Origin of the sequence: Acidovorax sp. JHL-9 (assembly GCF_000426205.1) — a bacterium.
GTDB lineage: Bacteria > Pseudomonadota > Gammaproteobacteria > Burkholderiales > Burkholderiaceae_C > Acidovorax > Acidovorax soli.
In genome coordinates this window covers 50,794-67,615 of the sequence record NZ_AUEX01000017.1, presented here as the reverse complement: position 1 = coordinate 67,615, position 16,822 = coordinate 50,794, and the positions used below count along the sequence as shown (strand labels likewise).

Sequence of the window (16,822 nt, the reverse complement as noted above, 5' to 3'; positions counted from 1 at the left end):
TCTCAAATTCGGCTTGCTCCCGCGCCGCATCCATCGGCAGCGCTTGAGCTACCACTGCCCACACCAGTGCACCAGTGCACCCGTGGAACCGGCTTTGCCGGGCCACCGGGTGCGTCCCCCTCGGGGGAAGGCGCCGCAGGCGACTCAGGGGGCTACTTGACTGCCGGAATGCGCAGCTTCTGCCCGGGGTAGATCTTGTCGGGGTGCGTCAGCATGGGCTTGTTGGCCTCGAAGATCTGGGGGTACTTGCCGGCATCGCCGTAAAACTTCTTGGCGATGGCCGAGAGCGTGTCGCCGCGCACCACGTCGTGGTACTGGCCTTCGGGCTCGGGGTTGGTGACGTCCATCTGGTTGTCCACGCTGGTCACGTTGGCCACGTTGCCGCAGCACAGGGTGATCTTTTCCTTGACCGATTGCGTGGGTGCCGTGCCTTTCACGGTGACCTTGCCCTGCGTTCCATCAAAGGCCACCTGCACGTTGCTGGCGCCCAGGTTCTGGGATGCGATGTAGGTCTCGATGGCCTTGGCGGCATTGGCGTTGAGTTCGTCCGTGGCGGCCGGGCTGCCCGGTGCCGCCTGCGCGTCCTTGCCGCCAAAAAGTTTCTCGCCGGCTTCCTTGATGAAACTGAATAAACCCATGTCGATTCTCCTGTGGTTGCAGAGTGGGGGGAGGGGCCACTGTATCCCCGCGACTGCCGTGCGGCATGTCGGACAAATGCCCGATCTCGCGCGCAGTGCCTGCGCAGTGCGGCACCTGCCGTGGTGCCCAAAGGGGCGGGTGAAAAACTCTGGATAATCCGCCGCATGACATTCTTGGCCATCGACGTCGGCAACACGCGTCTCAAATGGGCGCTGTACGACGCCCACCGTCCGGGTGCTGCCTTGCTGGCGCATGGCGCCGAATTCCTCGACCATATCGACCGCCTGGCAGAAGGCTCGTGGGCGCAGCTGCCCGCACCGGCCAAAATGCTGGGCTGCGTGGTGGCGGGCGACGCCGTCAAGCGCCGCGTGCAGGACCAGATGGAGCTGTGGGATGTGGCGGCGCAATGGGTGGTGTCGTCGGCGCAAGAGGCGGGCGTCACCAATGGCTACGACTACCCCTCGCGCCTGGGCTCGGACCGCTGGGTGGCCATGATCGGGGCGCGCCACCATGTGCTCGCGCAAGGCCCGGCGCGCCCCCTCGTGGTGGTGATGGTGGGCACGGCGGTCACCGTGGAATGCATCGACACCGAAGGGCGTTTTCTGGGCGGCCTGATCCTGCCGGGCCACGGCATCATGCTGCGCGCCCTGGAGGCCGGCACCGCCGGGCTGCATGTGCCCACGGGCGACGTGCGCCTTTTCCCTACCAACACCAGCGATGCACTGACCAGCGGCGGCACCTATGCCATTGCCGGGGCGGTCGAGCGCATGGTGCAGCATGTCATGGCCCACTGCGGCGCCGAACCCGCCTGTGTGATGACCGGCGGTGCGGGCTGGAAGATGGCGCCCAGCATGACGCGGCCGTTCGAACTGGTGGACAACCTGATCTTTGACGGCCTGCTGGAGATCGCCGCGCGGCGTTTCGGCTGACCTTGGGCGCAGCCGTGAGGCCGCAAGGTCAGTTTTCCTGCAGCTCAATGCGCGCCATTTCCACGTCCAGGCGCTCTCTGGCATCCAGGGGCTCGGTGGCTGCCGCCTTTTCATAGAGCTGCGTGGCTTCCTGCATTCTGGGGTCGCCTTCCAGCATCACCAGCGCATTGGCATATTCGATCATGCCGATGGCGGAGCCGGGGTGGATCCGCAAGGCTTGCTGAAACAGCTGCAGGCCCACGTCCTTCCTGGCGCCATAGGTCATGCCGCCAATCAGCGGGCCCACCTTGTCGATCACCTCTGCATGGAATGTGCCCAGCGCAATGTGGGCATCGGCATGCCGGGGTGCCAGTGCAATCGCCTTCTCCAGCGCATGCTTGACCCTGCCGCCCAGCCCTTGCGCCAGCGCCTTGGCCACGCTGATGCCCTGGCTGTAGCGGCCCAGGGCGTAGGCCTGCCAGTACCAGGCATTGGCGTTTTCGGGCTCCTGTGCCGCCTGGGCCTCGGCGCGCCCGGCGACCTGCATGAACAGATCGAGGCGGGCTTTTTCCCCGGGCTCCAGGTAGTTGGCATACACCGCGGTGGCCTTGTTGGCGACCGTGATGCCAGCCCCGCCGGCACGCAGGCCCGCCGCCGCGGCCTGCTCGAATTCGCCGTTGTGATAAAGCGCCCAGGCCTGCAGCACGGCGGCATCCTGGGGGCAGGGCTCGGCATCGTCGCAGTGCAGGCGGCTCCACTGCGCTTTGACGCTGGCCGCATCCAGGCGGTAGCCACCAGCATGGGGGAAAGGGGTCCATGGGGCCATGGTGTGTCTCCTCGGGTTGGGGATGGTGTGCGGTGGTCAGCCGGTGGCCGGTGCGTAGGCGCCCACGATCTGCTGCAGATGCGCCCGCTGCGCACTCTCCAGATAGGGCAGGAGCAGGTTCAGCACATGGTGCGCACCCCGCAGCAACGCTGCCTGTGCGCTCTCGGGCTCCAGCGCGCGGCGCGGATCCTGCACGTATTCGAAGCTCAGCCAGTAGGTCAGCACCACCACCATGCTGGTGGCGGTGGCCTGCCGATCGCTGGCATCGATGCGCAAGGCGTCTGCGCGGCCCATGCCATCGAGCATGGCCCGCACCGCGCGGGTCTTTTCTTTCAGGATGGCCTGGAAATGCGTTTCCAGCCGGCGGTTCTTGGACAGCAGGTCGTTCAGGTCGCGGTACAGAAAGCGGTATTGCCAGATGATTTCAAACAACGTGTGCATGAAGAACCAGGCGTCTTCCACATTGCGCACGTTGTCGCTGGCACCCAGCAGGTCGTTCAGCGACTGTTCATACCGGTCAAACAGCGCGTTGATGAGCGCGTCCTTGGCCGGGTAGTGGTAATAAAGGTTGCCGGGGCTGATGCGCAGCTCGGCCGAGATGAGGGTGGTGGACACGTTGGGCTCGCCAAACCGGTTGAACAGCTCCAGGGCCACCTCCAGGATGCGTTCGGCGGTGCGGCGCGGCGCTTTCTTCACCATGGATGCGTGCCCCTTCGTGTCGTTGTTTGTGCCGTGGTTGCTTGCTTTCGCAGGCCTACTCTACCCCAGTCGTTTTGCTGCAATGCAGCACGAAGACGCAGTACCGGTGCGGCTTGCAAAGGCATCCGCATCGTTGGCCTGGCCTGGCCTGGCGTGCCGTGGCACGGGCAGCGCAAAAAAGAAGCGACCGCATGCGGGGCATGCCGGTCGCTTTCATGGCCGGGGCAAGGCTCAGGAGGCGGCGGGGGTGTCGTCGGCAGCCGTCGTGGCCTTGGGCGCCGCCGCTGCGGGGGATTTTGCCGGGGCCTTCCTGGCCGGCGCGGCTTTCAGGGCGGGCCTGGCCGCTGCCTTGCGCGCAGCGGTCTTGGTGGGCGCGGGCTTGGCGGCCCTGGCTGGCGCCTTGGCCGCGGTCGTCGCGGCGGCGGCCTTGCCTGCAGCCTGGGTCAGTGCCTCGATGCGTGCATGCAGGGCCTCGATATCACGGGCCGAGGGCACGCCCAGTTTGGAAAGGGCCTTGGCCACACGCTCTTCAAAGAGGTTCTCCAGCTTGTCCCACTGGCCCTGGGCCTTGGAGCCGATGTCGCTGGCCATGGTGGTCATGCGGCTGGTGGCTTCGGTGATCTTTTCCTCGGCCACGGCCTGCGTCTTGCGCTGGATGGTCAGGCCCTCCTTGACCAGGGCCTCAAACACCTTGCCGCCTTCTTCCTGCGCCTTCGAAAAAGCGCCCAGGCCCGCCAGCCAGATCTGCTGCGCCGAATCCTTGACGGTGCTGGACAGCTGGGCATCGCTCTGCTTCTTGTTGCCGCTGGTCTTCTGCATCTTCTTGGCCATGGAACCTCCAATAAGGGGAAAGAATAAAGTGTAGAGGATGGCGGCACGGACAGCGTCCCCCCCTGTGCAGCACCTGGTTACGTGACAATCCGAAGCGGGTGAGATAATTTTTGGCTTTGCCAGCAGGCAGTATCTTTGGGGCACATCATGATTCTCGTTACCGGCGCCGCCGGCTTCATCGGCGCCAATTTCGTTCTCGACTGGCTGGCGCAATCGCAGGAACCCGTCGTCAACCTCGACAAACTGACCTACGCCGGCAACCTCGAAACCCTGGCCTCGGTGCAAGACGATGAGCGGCACACTTTTGTACAGGGCGACATCGGCGACAGCGCCCTGGTGGCCCGCCTGCTGGCCGAGCACCAGCCGCGCGCCGTCATCAACTTTGCCGCCGAAAGCCATGTGGACCGCTCCATCCACAGCCCCGAAGACTTCATCCAGACCAATGTGGTCGGCACCTTCCGCCTGCTCGAAGCGGTGCGCGCCTACTGGAGCAGTTTGCCCGCCGAAGGCAAAGCGGCCTTTCGCCTGCTGCATGTCTCCACCGACGAGGTCTATGGCTCGCTGGCTGCGGGCGACGCGGCATTTACCGAGCAGCACCGCTACGAGCCCAACAGCCCGTACTCGGCCAGCAAGGCCGCCAGCGACCACCTGGTGCGCGCCTACCACCACACCTACGGCCTGCCGGTGCTCACCACCAACTGCAGCAACAACTACGGCCCCTACCACTTCCCCGAAAAACTCATCCCGCTGATGATCGTCAACGCCCTGGCCGGCAAGCCACTGCCGGTGTACGGCGATGGCATGCAGGTGCGCGACTGGCTCTACGTCAAAGACCACTGCAGCGCCATCCGCCGCGTGCTGGACGCAGGCAAGCTGGGAGAGGTCTACAACATCGGCGGCTGGAACGAAAAGCCCAACATCGAGATTGTCCAGACCGTGTGCGCCTTGCTCGACGAATTGCGCCCCAAGGCGGACGGCAGCAGCTACAGCACGCAAATCAGCTACGTCAAAGACCGGCCCGGCCACGACCGGCGCTACGCCATCGACGCCAGCAAGATCGAGCGCGAGCTGGGTTGGAAGCCTGCCGAAACCTTTGACACCGGCATCCGCAAGACCGTGCAGTGGTATCTGGCCCACCCCGAGTGGGTGGCCAACGTGCAAAGCGGCGCCTACCGCGACTGGCTGCAAACCCAATACGCGGGCACGGTTGCGGCATGAAAATCCTTCTGCTCGGCAAAAACGGCCAGGTTGGCTGGGAACTGCAGCGCAGCCTGGCCCCGCTGGGCGAATTGGTCGCGCTCGACCGCCACAGCACGGACTTTTGCGGCGACCTCTCCAACCTGCAAGGTTTGGCTGAAACGGTGCGCGCGGTCCGCCCCGACGTCATCGTCAACGCCGCCGCCCACACTGCCGTGGACAAAGCCGAAAGCGAGCCCGACCTGGCCCGCACCCTCAACGCCACCGCCCCTGGCGTGCTGGCGCAAGAGGCGCACCAACTGGGCGCCTGGCTGGTGCACTACTCCACCGACTATGTGTTTGACGGCAGCGGCAGCCAGCCCTGGAAAGAAACCGACGCACCAGCACCGCTCAACATCTATGGCCAGACCAAGCTGGAAGGCGAGCAACTGATTGCCAAGCACTGCCCCAAGCACCTGATCTTCAGGACCAGCTGGGTCTATGCCGCACGCGGCGGCAATTTCGCCAAGACCATGCTGCGCCTGGCGCAGGAGCGCGAGCGGCTGACCGTGATCGACGACCAATGGGGGGCCCCCACGGGCGCCGAGTTGCTGGCTGATGTCACGGCACATGCTATCCGGCAGGTGATGCACGGCGACGCCCGCTCCGGCAAGGATGCCGGCATCTACCACCTGGTGGCCAGCGGTGAAACCACCTGGCATGCCTATGCCAATCACGTCATAGCCCAGGCGCAGAAACGACAGCCTGCTATCGCAATAAAAGCAAAAGAGGTCGCCCCGGTTCCCACCAGTGCCTTCCCGACGCCGGCGGCGCGTCCGCACAACTCGCGGCTGAACACCTCGAAGCTGCAGACGGTGTTCGGGCTCACCCTGCCACCTTGGCAGCAAGGCGTCGACCGCATGCTGGCCGAAATTCTCTGAACACAACAAAGCACCACATGACTTCACGCAAGGGCATCATCCTCGCCGGCGGCTCCGGCACCCGGCTGCACCCGGCCACCCTGGCCATCAGCAAGCAGCTGCTGCCGGTGTACGACAAGCCCATGATCTACTACCCGCTCAGCACCCTCATGCTGGCCGGCATCCGCGACGTGCTCATCATCAGCACACCGCAAGACACCCCGCGCTTTGAGCAGCTGCTGGGCGACGGCAGCCAGTGGGGCATGAACCTGCAATACGCCGTGCAGCCCAGCCCCGACGGCCTGGCGCAGGCCTTCATCATTGGCGACAAGTTTGTCGGCAACCACCCCAGTGCGCTGGTGCTGGGCGACAACATCTTCCACGGCCACGACTTCGTGCAACTGCTGACCGATGCCGATGCACAAACCAGTGGCGCCACCGTGTTTGCCTACCATGTGCAAGACCCCGAACGCTATGGCGTCGTGGCCTTTGACGCCAACGGCAAGGCCAGCAGCATCGAAGAAAAGCCCAAGACGCCCCAGAGCAACTACGCCGTCACCGGCCTGTACTTCTACGACAACCAGGTGGTGGACATCGCCAAGGCCGTCAAGCCCAGTGCGCGCGGCGAGCTGGAAATCACCGCCGTCAACCAGGCCTACCTGGACAAAGACCAGCTCAGCGTGCAAATCATGCAGCGCGGCTACGCCTGGCTGGACACCGGCACACACGAAAGCCTGCTCGAAGCCAGCCAGTTCATCGCCACGCTGGAGCACCGCCAGGGCCTGAAGATCGCTTGCCCCGAAGAGATCGCCTGGCGCAACGGCTTCATCAGCGCCGAGCAGTTTGAAAAACTGGCCCAGCCCCTGCTGAAGAACGGCTATGGGCAATACATGCAGCGCCTGCTGAAAGAAAAGAACAAAGCATGAAAGTCACCCCGACCGCCATCCCCGACGTGCTGGTCATCGAACCCAAGGTGTTTGGCGACGCGCGCGGCTTCTTCTATGAAAGCTTCAACCAGAAAGCCTTCAATGAGGCCACCGGCACCAACCACCAGTTCGTTCAGGACAACCACAGCCGCAGCGCCAAGGGCGTGCTGCGCGGGTTGCATTACCAAATCCAGCAGCCCCAGGGCAAACTGGTGCGCGTGGTGCGCGGAGCGGTGTTTGACGTGGCGGTGGATATTCGCAAGAGTTCACCCACATTTGGCAAGTGGGTAGGGATTGAACTGACCGAAGACAACCACAAGCAGTTTTGGGTGCCTCCGGGGTTTGCGCATGGTTTTTTAGTGATCAGCGACTCGGCGGATTTTTTGTATAAAACCACTGACTATTACGCGCCTGAGCATGAACGCTGCATTGCATGGAATGATCTGAATATTAATATTCAGTGGCCTCTTGTGAAAAATGGAATATCCGCGCCGAAGATGTCTGAAAAAGATAGCAATGGTAGTTCACTTGCTAGAATTTTTGATTGAATAATGTCTTTAAAAAGAAATGCGCTGTGGAATCTTGTTGGTTCCGGATCGCCAATGTTGGTTGGTGTAATCACGATACCCTATCTAATATCCTCTTTGGGGGTGGAAGCATTTGGGGTGCTGACCCTTGTTTGGGCATTAATAGGGTATTTTAGTTTATTTGATTTTGGTCTTGGCCGTGCGCTTACGCAGCAGATAGCAACAAAGCAATCGCTAGGTTTGATAAGTGATATTCCTAGAGTTATCAAGACGGGACTTGTCTTTACTGCTCTAACAGGGCTTCTTGGCGGGGGCGTATTATTTGGATTGGCTCCGAAACTTAGTCAATCTTGGTTAAATGTAAGTGCTGATTTGCAAAATGATACGCTAAATTCTTTGCTGATTGCTGCCTTCGGTATACCTTTTACTACTTTGACAACAGGGCTCCGGGGGGTGCTGGAGGGTTTTGAGGATTTTAAAATAGTAAATATTTTAAGGATAATTCTAGGAGTCGCAAATTTTGGACTTCCAGTACTGGCTATTTTACTTTTTGGCCAATCGCTTGAATATGCTGTAGCTAGTTTGATAATCGCAAGATTATTGGTTTTTATGTTTCATTTGGTGCTTGTAAATAAAAAAATAGGCGATAAATGGATGCGAATTAGATTGTCAGTTGGTGACTTTAAGGGTGTTGCGGGTTTTGGTTTCTGGATGACGGTTTCCAATGTAATTAGCCCTCTTATGGTGACGGCTGATCGATTTTTTATTTCTGCGGTAGTCGGCGCTGTCTCTGTTGCATATTATACCGTTCCTTTTGAGGTGTTGGTTAGAATATTAATAATACCAGGGGCATTGACTGTTGCATTATTTCCGAAAATAACGGCGCTGATTAATATTGACGCTGCTGCGGCGAAATATTTATATTTGAAATCGTTGAGAATTGTTGCTGTAGTTCTCGCTCCTATCGTGTTGATCACGATTGCTTGTTCTCATTTTGGTTTGTCGATTTGGATAGGTGAGGATTTTGCTGATAAATCATGGCTAGTGATGGCGATATTGGTGTTTGGTATTGGTTTTAATGGTATGGCGCAGGTTCCGTATGCTGCAATACAGGCGGCAGGTAATGTTAGAATAACTGCCTTAATACATGTGTTTGAATTAATTTTTTATATACCATTGTTATTTGCTTCTTTGAAGATGTTTGGAATCAACGGCGCAGCATGTGCTTGGGTGATTCGCGTCCTTGTTGATTTTTTGATACTGCAGCATTTTGCCGGAAATATATTCAAAAAACCTATATATGAACACGCAGCGTAGAATTGCTATTGGTTTTGTTGTTTATAAACCTGGGGGTAGTTTCCTCGAACGATTGAAGAGTGCTGCTGCCAATGGATTTCAAGCCTATGTTTTTGATAATTCACCCGATGAATCAAGAATTGCAGAGTATTGCTTGAATAATAAATGCGTAAAGTATTTGACGGTGGGTAAAAATGTGGGGTTGGGTTATGGTTTGGCCGCAATTTGCGCACAGGCGTATTATGAAGATAATTTGGCGTTAATATTTTTTGATCAAGATACTGTATTCAGCTTGGAGACGCTTGATTTTATTAATAATTATCATGCAAATCACAGAGATTTGGAAAATGCATACAGCGTGATTGCATTTTTTTCTGCTGAAAATAAAAGCATAAAAAGTTTTCAAGATGTCAGTGTGGTAATCAATAGCGGCAGCTTATTTTTCTTGAGGAGTTTAAAGGAAATCGGTTGGCATAATCACAAATATTTCGTGGATGGTGTCGATTATGAATTTTGTTTGAGATCAAAAAATAACGGATTTAAAATTGGCAGATTTGCAGGTGTTCCTGGATTTGATCATTCCGTTGAGCAGGCCGATAAGAAGTACAAAATTTTTAAAAAAACTTATGCTTTTAGAGCGTACCCAATAGTCCGTATCATGGATACGTTAAAAGCAAATTGCAAGTTGATATTATTGTCTCTATTTACCTTGAATTTTAAATACACTGCAATTTTTGTGAAATTCTTCATGGCCTTCATGTTTGCTCAGTTGGCGTCGAGAGTTTTAAAATCAGCTGAATAATGACTGTATGATGAATATCTTTAAAGAAAACAACTGTGCCGTATTTACGGTTTGTAATTTGGCGTATTTACCGAAAGCACTTGTGCTTGCGGAATCCTTGCTGAGAGTCGATGGTGAATTGTTGAATATATATATATTTGACAAAAAGATTGATGTTGATTTGCCTGAATCAATCGCTAAGTTTATTTGGATAGAAGACCTGTTTGTGTCAAATCTATATCAAATGGCTTTTAAATATGATATCACCGAATTTAGTACAAGCCTGAAGCCGTATATTGCTCTTGAAATATTGGAAAACTACGAAAAAGTTATATTTCTGGATCCTGATACATGTCTTTTTGATTCGCTGAAACCCGTGCTGCAGGATCTGGAGGCAAAGCCAATTATTTTGACGCCGCATTACGTGCACCCGCACTCTGATCAATTGCCAGATAGTGATATAGGGATGATGCGTTTTGGTTCATTTAATCTAGGGTTTTTTGCCGTAAGAAAAACGAATCAAGGATTGGATTTCCTGCGATGGTGGAGTGATCGTTGTATTCGTTTCGGTTACTTTGAAACTCAGTTTGGTCTATCTACAGATCAGAAATGGGTAAGTATTGCACCTTGTTTTTTTTCTGACTTGTATGTGTCTTTTAATTTGGGATACAACGTGGCTTTCTGGAATATTCAGGAAAGAATGTTGGAAAAGTTGCCTGATGGGAAATATTTGGTGAATGGTGAATTTCCGCTGATATTTTTTCATTTTAGTTCTTTTGATGAAGCTAATCCAGATCGACTAACAAAACGGCCGCTTTCAGAGACTAATCGCCATAGAAAAGACTTGGTTGATCTATGTTTTTTATATAAATCAGCTCTTGATGCGAAAAAAATCCCTGCGTCAAAAATTAAATATGGGTTTGATTATATGTCAAATGGTGATTATATTTCGCCGACTCTTCGAAGAGCGTACGCATGTATCTCTAAAGAACTCCCGGCTGATCATGATCCATTTGATTCAAACGGGCCTGTGGGGAAATTTGCAAAATTAAATAATTTGCTGGAAAAAAATAATACGCCATACAAGGCGAATAGTTTTGGTGATGTACCTAATCATCGCAGAGAATTTTTAATTATAAATTTCTTCATGCGACTGATATTGCGTCTTCTTGGTCCTAATAAATTTTCAAACTTTTCAAGACTTTTGGTTTATCTGTCAAGTTTTAGACAAAACCGAGATCTCTGGAAGCTCTAAAGACTATAGATCCGGCACGAATTATCCGTGAACTTTAAGACGCGATATGGATCTCACCTTGCATGGAAAAAGACGACGCAAGAAAGCAGACGAGACAAGTGCATCACGAGAGGCGCAAGCAGGTTATTCGTCTGCACCGCAAGGGGATGCCGGTGATGCAAATCGTTGAGCACAGTGGCCTGAGTTGGTATGCCGTGAATGCTGCGATCAAGCGCTACCTTGCAGAAGGCGCTGGCGCACTCAAGCCCGCTGCGCGAGGAAGGAAAGTCGGCAGTGGACGCAGTTTGAGCGAAGAGCAGGAAGCGTCGATACGGCAAATCATCTGCGACAAACGACCGGAACAACTGAAGATGGCCTTTGCGCTGTGGAACCGGGCCGCCGTGATGCAACTGATCGAACATGAATACGGGATCAAACTGTCGGTACGGGGCGTTGGCAACTACCTCAAGCGCTGGGGATTCACACCGCAAAAGCCGATCAAGAAGGCCTACGAGCAGCGTCCCGAAGCCGTCCAGGCTTGGCTTGATGAGGAATACCCCGAAATTGAGAAACGCGCCAAAGCAGAAGGAGCAGAGATTCACTGGGGTGACGAGACTGCCATCGTGAACACCGATGTGCGTGGGCGGTGTTACGCGCCCAAAGGCCAGACGCCAGTCACCTTTGCGGTCGGCGGCACACACCAGAAGCTATCGATGATCGCGACCGTGACGAACCTGGGCAAAACGCGCTGGATGATCATTGATGAGGCATTCAACTCGGACAAGCTGATTGAGTTTCTGAAGGCACTGGTCAAGGACGCCACGAAGAAAGTGTTCCTGATCCTGGATAACTTGCGGGTGCATCACAGCAAGCCGGTCAAGGCTTGGGCCGCAGAGCAGAAAGACAAGATTGAGCTGTTCTATCTGCCCAGCTACAGCCCGGAGCTCAACCCGGAAGAACGGCTCAATGCCGATCTGAAGCAGGCGATCTACACCAAGGCTCCGGTGCGCACCAAGGCCAAGTTGAAAGCCGCAGCAAGCGAGCACATGCAGACGCTTGAAAAATCACCCGACCGGGTGAAAAAGTTCTTCCAGGATGCACGGGTGAAATATGCCGCTTGATTCACGGATAAAGCTGGCCGGATCAATAATTTGGGCCTCGCATTTTGTTTCTGTGAGGGGTAGTGTGTAAATAAGATTTATTGATGCGTTTGGAGTTTGTGTTGGTTTATGTGCATTGCAGACAGATGTGAACATCATGGAAATGACTCTATCTGAAATTTTCGAAAAATTGTTTGCAATTCTTATTAGCGTAATAATTTTTGCCCAAGCGTACTTGGCGCGGAGAATGGTTGGAACGTGGATCTTTCCGGCATGTTTGTTTTCTTTGATTTGGTTTTTTTTGACATTTTTCCCGTTGATTTTTTTGTTTAGCGTTCCTGTGGATTCGCGGGGTATGGTTTTTATATTGCTCTGCCTGTGTTCATTTTCTTTGAGTGCTGTCCCGTTTAATTGGGTGAAAGCATTTGAGGATAATTGTAATAAAAATCGGCAGGACTCTTTGCGATTAAGTAGCAACCTGATGCGATGGTTTTTATTTATTTTTAGCCTTGTCGCGGTTATCGCCACGGTTGCTCAGGCCTATTCAAATGGATTCGAATTGAGTTCAATGGTGTTGAATGTTTTGGAATCTAGTGGCGAGTATGCGGCTATGAGAGGGCGGGGTGAGCTAGATTATAATAACTGGGCGCGCTTGGGTGTTGTTTCTACATATGCTGCGGCTGTGGTTGGTGGTTTGGTTGTTTATAACGAAAGTGGAAGATTAAGGAAGGGTGTTTTGATATTTTTTGCGTTGATTCCTTCTTTGTTTGTGATGTTGACGCAATCTGCAAAATTAACATTCTTTCTCTCCTTGGGCTTCTTTTTTTCTGCAGTGCTTATTCAAAAAATTTTCAACAATAAGTTGGAGTTAATGAGCATAAAGTCTGCAATTCGATGGATTTTATTGGGCGCTCTCTTGTTGCCGTTTTTTGCCGTTTCTCTTTTGTCCAGAGATTTTTCGTCAATCGAGGCTGGAGAGGGTGTTCTTGAGAGGCTTCTTACCTCTTTTTTTTCCTATGCATTTGCGCATGTTTATGCTTTTTCGGATTGGTTTTCTTATTATTTTGATGGTGCGTCGCAGCGCAATTATGTAGATAATTTTTATTCTTTTGGGAATTATACGTTTCAATCGGTTTTTCAATTATTTTCCGATGGTATAGATTTCCCTCCGGGTATCTATGATGAGTATTTTTCCTTTGATGAGATTATGACATCGAATTTGTATACGATATTCCGTGGGCTCATTTATGATTTTGGCGGTGTTGGATCTATAGTTTTTTTGTTTTTGGGTGGATTGGTGGTGCATGCATTTTTCTATCGACTTCTTAGTTCGAGGCGTCCGTGGGTTGCATGCACTGTATTTATGATTTCAGTAGTTTGCTTTCAAGCGTCATATATTATTAGCTTGCTAATGGCTAGGTATATGTATTTATTGTTTGTGGTTTTGATTTTGATGTTTTGTATTAATGATGTGTTTTTAAGGAGGGTGAATAAAAATAATGCAATGCCATGATTTGCCTTGTGTTTTTGCTTTGCTGGGTGTTTGTTGGGGTTGACTTTGTTTGTAATGTAGACATTGAAGATATTAAATGTTTGAAAATAAAATTCTATTGATTACCGGCGGTACAGGTTCCTTTGGTAATGCTGTTTTACAGCGAGTTTTCTCTTCAAATTTACGCGAAATCCGCATCTTCAGTCGAGATGAGAAAAAGCAGGATGACATGCGCAAGCGTTATGCGCATCCCAAACTGAAGTTCTACATCGGGGACGTGCGCGACGAGCGCAGCGTTGAGCAAGCCATGCGTGGGGTGGACTATGTGTTTCATGCGGCCGCGCTCAAGCAGGTGCCGTCGTGCGAATTTCATCCAATGCAAGCCGTGCGTACCAATGTGCTGGGCACGGAAAATGTCCTGGAAGCAGCAATCAATGCCGGCGTGAAACGAGTGGTGTGCCTTAGCACCGACAAAGCCGTCTATCCCATCAACGCCATGGGCATTAGCAAGGCCCTGATGGAAAAGGTGATGGTGGCGGCTAGCCGCAACCTGGAGGGCACGGGCACGGTGATCTGCGGCACGCGTTACGGCAATGTAATGGCCTCGCGCGGCTCGGTGATTCCACTGTTCGTCGATCAAGTGTTTGCGGGCAAACCCATCACCGTGACCGACCCGGCCATGACGCGTTTCATGATGACGCTGGCCGATGCGGTGGACCTGGTGCTGTATGCGTTCGAGCATGGCAATAACGGCGACATCTTCGTGCAGAAGGCGCCTGCGGCCACGGTGGGAGTGCTGACACAAGCGATTCTGGAACTGATGGGCAAACCCGGACACGAAGTGCGAAGCATTGGTACGCGCCATGGCGAAAAGCTGTATGAAGCGCTGCTGAGCCGCGAAGAGATGGCGTGCGCCGAAGACATGGGCGACTATTACCGCGTGCCTCCGGATGGGCGTGACCTGAACTACGCCAAGTTCGTTGAAGAAGGCGAACAGCGCTTGACCCAGAGTGCGCACGGTGAGGATTACAACTCGCACAACACTGAACGTCTGGATGTGGAGGGGATGAAACGGCTGTTGTTGAAGCTGGATTTCATGCAACGCATTGCTCGCGGTGAACACGCCGTCGCTGAGGAGTAACGCCATGCGCGTGTTGATCACTGGGGCCAACGGCTTTGTCGGCAAGAACCTGCAGTTGCATCTAGCCGAACGCAAGAGCGTGGAGGTGGTGTGCTTTACCCGCGACTCGAAAGAGTCGGAGTTGCCCGCTTTGCTGCAAGGGGTGGACTTTGTGTTTCACCTGGCAGGAGTGAACCGCCCGCAAGATCCGGGCGAGTTCACCACGGGCAATGCGGACCTGACGCGCGCGCTCTGTCAGGCGGTAGGCGCCGCGGCCGAGGCCACGGGCAAGAAGATCCCGGTGGTGTACACCTCGTCCACCCAGGCGGCGCGAGACAACCCTTACGGGCAGAGCAAGCGGCAGGCCGAAGAGGCGCTGCGCGAGATGGCGCACCGCCATCAGGTGCCGGTGCATGTGTTCCGCCTGCCCAATGTGTTTGGCAAGTGGTGCAAGCCCAACTACAACTCGGCGGTGGCCACGTTCTGCCACAACATCGCCCGCGATCTGCCCATCCAGATCAACGACCCGGCGGTGCCGGTGACGCTGGTCTATGTGGACGATGTGGTGGGGCGTTTCATCCAACTGATGGATGGCGCGGAGACGGCGATGGATGCGGAAGGCTTCGCCACCGTAACGCCGCAGTACACCGCCACCGTGGGCGAGCTGGCCCGCCAGATTCAGGCTTTCAAGGACAGCCGCGGCACGCTGATGACGGATCGCGTGGGCATGGGCCTGGTGCGTGCGCTGTATGCCACCTATGTGAGCTACCTGCCGGTGGATTCTTTCACCTACACCGTGCCGCAGCATGGCGACCCGCGCGGCGTGTTCGTGGAGATGCTCAAGACGCCCGATTGCGGCCAGTTCTCGTTCTTCACCGCGCACCCGGGGATCACGCGGGGCGGCCACTACCACCACACCAAGACTGAAAAATTCCTCGTGATCAAGGGGCAGGCCCGCTTCAAGTTCCGGCACATGCAGACCGGCGAGACGCACGAGCTGGTGACGGCCGGCGAGAAGGCCGAGATCGTGGAAACGGTGCCCGGCTGGACCCATGACATCACCAACATCGGTACGGACGAGATGATCGTCATGCTCTGGGCGAACGAGGTTTTTGACCGCGCGCGGCCGGATACGTTTGCGTGCCCGCTCTGAACCCGAAATCCCATGAAAAAACTCAAAGTCATGACCGTGGTCGGCACTCGGCCCGAGATCATTCGCCTCTCGCGCGTGCTGGCGCGGCTCGATGAGCATTGCGAACATGTGCTGGTGCATACCGGTCAGAACTACGACTACGAACTCAACCAGATCTTTTTTGACGACCTGGGCATCCGCAAGCCGGACCACTTCTTGAACGCTGCGGGCGGCAGCGCAGCGGAGACCATCGGCAAGATCATCGCGGCGGTGGACGGCGTGCTGGTGGCTGAAAAGCCCGATGCCCTGCTGGTGCTGGGCGACACCAACAGCTGCCTGTCGGTGATCCCGGCGAAGCGGCGCAAGGTGCCGATCTTCCACATGGAGGCGGGCAACCGCTGTTTCGACCTGCGCGTGCCGGAGGAAACTAACCGCCGCATCGTGGACCATACGGCGGACATCAACCTGACCTACAGCTCCATCGCACGCGAGTACCTGCTGCGCGAGGGACTACCGCCGGACATGGTGATCAAGACCGGCAGCCCCATGGCGGAGGTGTTGGCACATTACCGCCCGGGCATCGATGCATCGGGCGTGCTGGGCCGGTTGGGACTGACTAAGGGCCAGTTTTTTGTGGTCAGCGCGCACCGAGAGGAAAACATCGACTCCGACCTGAACTTTGGCAAGCTGGTGCAGGTGCTCAACACCGTGGCCGAGCACTACAACCTGCCGGTGATTGTTTCCACCCACCCGCGCACGCAAAAGAGGGTGGAAGCCATGGGTGCAGTGTTTCACGCCAATGTGCGGTTGCTGAAACCGCTAGGCTTTACCGACTACAACAAGCTGCAGCTTTCGGCCACGGCGGCGCTGTCGGATAGCGGCACCATCAACGAAGAGTCGTCCATCCTGAACTTCCCGGCGCTGAATTTGCGCGAAGCGCATGAGCGGCCCGAGGGCATGGAAGAGGCCGCCGTGATGATGGTGGGGCTGGAGGTGGAGCGTGTCATGCAAGGCTTGGCCATTCTGAAAAACCAACCGCGAGGCCCTGTGCGCCTGCTGCGCCAGGTGGCGGACTACAGCATGCCCAATGTCTCCGACAAGGTGCTGCGCATCATTCACAGCTATACGGACTATGTGAACCGTGTGGTGTGGAAGAAGTACTGACGCATGGCCACACGCATCCTGCTGCTGACGCAATGGTTCGATCCCGAGCCC

At 55.0% G+C, this 16,822-nt stretch carries 17 protein-coding genes; 13 read left to right on the top strand and 4 right to left on the bottom strand.

What is annotated here, in order from left to right; all coding sequences use genetic code 11:
• Positions 1-152: 152 nt before the first annotated feature.
• Complete coding sequence (lysM, locus tag K225_RS0112485; protein WP_026436734.1) at positions 153-638, bottom strand: peptidoglycan-binding protein LysM; 486 nt, start codon at positions 636-638, stop codon at positions 153-155.
• Between the two features lie 165 nt (positions 639-803).
• On the opposite strand from lysM, the gene K225_RS0112480 reads away from it, so the two are divergent.
• Positions 804-1,568, top strand: coding sequence for a type III pantothenate kinase (locus K225_RS0112480; RefSeq protein ID WP_026436733.1), 765 nt, complete (start codon positions 804-806; stop codon positions 1,566-1,568).
• Between the two features lie 28 nt (positions 1,569-1,596).
• Here the strand turns inward: K225_RS0112480 and K225_RS0112475 are convergent, their stop codons facing one another.
• From K225_RS0112475 to K225_RS0112465, 3 genes are all read right to left on the bottom strand, one after another.
• Positions 1,597-2,373 (bottom strand): hypothetical protein, encoded by a 777-nt coding sequence (locus tag K225_RS0112475; protein ID WP_026436732.1) that lies wholly within the window; start codon positions 2,371-2,373, stop codon positions 1,597-1,599.
• 36 nt (positions 2,374-2,409) lie between these two features.
• Positions 2,410-3,072, bottom strand: a complete 663-nt coding sequence (locus tag K225_RS0112470; protein WP_026436731.1) for a TetR/AcrR family transcriptional regulator — start codon at positions 3,070-3,072, stop codon at positions 2,410-2,412.
• A gap of 231 nt (positions 3,073-3,303) precedes the next feature.
• Complete coding sequence (locus tag K225_RS0112465) at positions 3,304-3,903, bottom strand: phasin family protein (RefSeq protein WP_026436730.1); 600 nt, start codon at positions 3,901-3,903, stop codon at positions 3,304-3,306.
• Positions 3,904-4,050: 147 nt separating this feature from the next.
• Here K225_RS0112465 and rfbB point away from each other — a divergent pair, with 147 nt between their 5' ends.
• The 12 genes from rfbB (at position 4,051) to wecB (ending at position 16,771) form a co-directional block, all read left to right on the top strand.
• Positions 4,051-5,121 (top strand): dTDP-glucose 4,6-dehydratase, encoded by a 1,071-nt coding sequence (gene rfbB / locus K225_RS0112460; RefSeq protein WP_026436729.1) that lies wholly within the window; start codon positions 4,051-4,053, stop codon positions 5,119-5,121.
• A complete protein-coding gene (gene rfbD / locus K225_RS0112455; RefSeq protein ID WP_026436728.1) occupies positions 5,118-6,020 on the top strand; it encodes a dTDP-4-dehydrorhamnose reductase in 903 nt (300 codons plus the stop codon). Before rfbB ends, rfbD begins: the two co-directional genes overlap by 4 nt.
• A gap of 17 nt (positions 6,021-6,037) precedes the next feature.
• Complete coding sequence (rfbA, locus tag K225_RS0112450; protein ID WP_026436727.1) at positions 6,038-6,925, top strand: glucose-1-phosphate thymidylyltransferase RfbA; 888 nt, start codon at positions 6,038-6,040, stop codon at positions 6,923-6,925.
• Entirely contained in the window at positions 6,922-7,473 is a 552-nt protein-coding gene (rfbC, locus tag K225_RS0112445) for a dTDP-4-dehydrorhamnose 3,5-epimerase (RefSeq protein WP_026436726.1), read from the top strand. The genes rfbA and rfbC overlap by 4 nt, the downstream gene beginning before the upstream one ends.
• Positions 7,474-7,476: 3 nt before the next feature.
• Positions 7,477-8,769, top strand: a complete 1,293-nt coding sequence (locus K225_RS21735; RefSeq protein WP_081679678.1) for a flippase — start codon at positions 7,477-7,479, stop codon at positions 8,767-8,769.
• Positions 8,753-9,550 carry a glycosyltransferase gene (locus tag K225_RS22200; protein WP_155885266.1) on the top strand — a complete coding sequence of 266 codons (798 nt, stop codon included), beginning with the start codon at positions 8,753-8,755 and terminating at the stop codon, positions 9,548-9,550. The genes K225_RS21735 and K225_RS22200 overlap by 17 nt, the downstream gene beginning before the upstream one ends.
• A gap of 7 nt (positions 9,551-9,557) precedes the next feature.
• Entirely contained in the window at positions 9,558-10,784 is a 1,227-nt protein-coding gene (locus K225_RS21730; protein ID WP_081679677.1) for a putative nucleotide-diphospho-sugar transferase, read from the top strand.
• Positions 10,785-10,846: 62 nt separating this feature from the next.
• Positions 10,847-11,884: an IS630 family transposase gene (locus K225_RS0112440; RefSeq protein WP_026436725.1), complete on the top strand. Its 1,038-nt coding sequence runs from the start codon at positions 10,847-10,849 to the stop codon at positions 11,882-11,884.
• Positions 11,885-12,020: 136 nt separating this feature from the next.
• Complete coding sequence (locus K225_RS21725) at positions 12,021-13,376, top strand: O-antigen polymerase (RefSeq protein ID WP_081679676.1); 1,356 nt, start codon at positions 12,021-12,023, stop codon at positions 13,374-13,376.
• Between the two features lie 76 nt (positions 13,377-13,452).
• The gene (locus K225_RS0112435; protein WP_026436724.1) at positions 13,453-14,496 is read left to right on the top strand and encodes a polysaccharide biosynthesis protein; all 1,044 of its coding nucleotides are present in this window, start codon (positions 13,453-13,455) and stop codon (positions 14,494-14,496) included.
• Positions 14,497-14,500: 4 nt separating this feature from the next.
• Positions 14,501-15,628: a capsular polysaccharide biosynthesis protein CapF gene (locus K225_RS0112430; RefSeq protein WP_026436723.1), complete on the top strand. Its 1,128-nt coding sequence runs from the start codon at positions 14,501-14,503 to the stop codon at positions 15,626-15,628.
• Positions 15,629-15,640: 12 nt separating this feature from the next.
• On the top strand, positions 15,641-16,771 hold the full coding sequence (gene wecB / locus K225_RS0112425) for a non-hydrolyzing UDP-N-acetylglucosamine 2-epimerase (RefSeq protein WP_026436722.1): 1,131 nt from the start codon (positions 15,641-15,643) through the stop codon (positions 16,769-16,771).
• The last annotated feature ends 51 nt before the right edge of the window (positions 16,772-16,822 follow it).

Excerpts from the sequence above, each read along its gene's own strand:
- K225_RS21725 (WP_081679676.1), top strand. The coding sequence starts at position 12,021 with ATGGAAATGACTCTATCTGAAATTTTCGAAAAATTGTTTGCAATTCTT.
- wecB (WP_026436722.1), top strand. The coding sequence starts at position 15,641 with ATGAAAAAACTCAAAGTCATGACCGTGGTCGGCACTCGGCCCGAGATC.
- K225_RS0112435 (WP_026436724.1), top strand. The coding sequence starts at position 13,453 with ATGTTTGAAAATAAAATTCTATTGATTACCGGCGGTACAGGTTCCTTT.
- K225_RS22200 (WP_155885266.1), top strand. The coding sequence starts at position 8,753 with ATGAACACGCAGCGTAGAATTGCTATTGGTTTTGTTGTTTATAAACCT.
- rfbC (WP_026436726.1), top strand. The coding sequence starts at position 6,922 with ATGAAAGTCACCCCGACCGCCATCCCCGACGTGCTGGTCATCGAACCC.
- K225_RS21735 (WP_081679678.1), top strand. The coding sequence starts at position 7,477 with ATGTCTTTAAAAAGAAATGCGCTGTGGAATCTTGTTGGTTCCGGATCG.
- rfbA (WP_026436727.1), top strand. The coding sequence starts at position 6,038 with ATGACTTCACGCAAGGGCATCATCCTCGCCGGCGGCTCCGGCACCCGG.
- K225_RS0112465 (WP_026436730.1), bottom strand. The coding sequence starts at position 3,903 with ATGGCCAAGAAGATGCAGAAGACCAGCGGCAACAAGAAGCAGAGCGAT.
- K225_RS0112430 (WP_026436723.1), top strand. The coding sequence starts at position 14,501 with ATGCGCGTGTTGATCACTGGGGCCAACGGCTTTGTCGGCAAGAACCTG.
- K225_RS0112480 (WP_026436733.1), top strand. The coding sequence starts at position 804 with ATGACATTCTTGGCCATCGACGTCGGCAACACGCGTCTCAAATGGGCG.
- rfbD (WP_026436728.1), top strand. The coding sequence starts at position 5,118 with ATGAAAATCCTTCTGCTCGGCAAAAACGGCCAGGTTGGCTGGGAACTG.
- K225_RS0112475 (WP_026436732.1), bottom strand. The coding sequence starts at position 2,373 with ATGGCCCCATGGACCCCTTTCCCCCATGCTGGTGGCTACCGCCTGGAT.
- K225_RS0112440 (WP_026436725.1), top strand. The coding sequence starts at position 10,847 with ATGGAAAAAGACGACGCAAGAAAGCAGACGAGACAAGTGCATCACGAG.
- rfbB (WP_026436729.1), top strand. The coding sequence starts at position 4,051 with ATGATTCTCGTTACCGGCGCCGCCGGCTTCATCGGCGCCAATTTCGTT.
- K225_RS21730 (WP_081679677.1), top strand. The coding sequence starts at position 9,558 with ATGATGAATATCTTTAAAGAAAACAACTGTGCCGTATTTACGGTTTGT.
- lysM (WP_026436734.1), bottom strand. The coding sequence starts at position 638 with ATGGGTTTATTCAGTTTCATCAAGGAAGCCGGCGAGAAACTTTTTGGC.
- K225_RS0112470 (WP_026436731.1), bottom strand. The coding sequence starts at position 3,072 with ATGGTGAAGAAAGCGCCGCGCCGCACCGCCGAACGCATCCTGGAGGTG.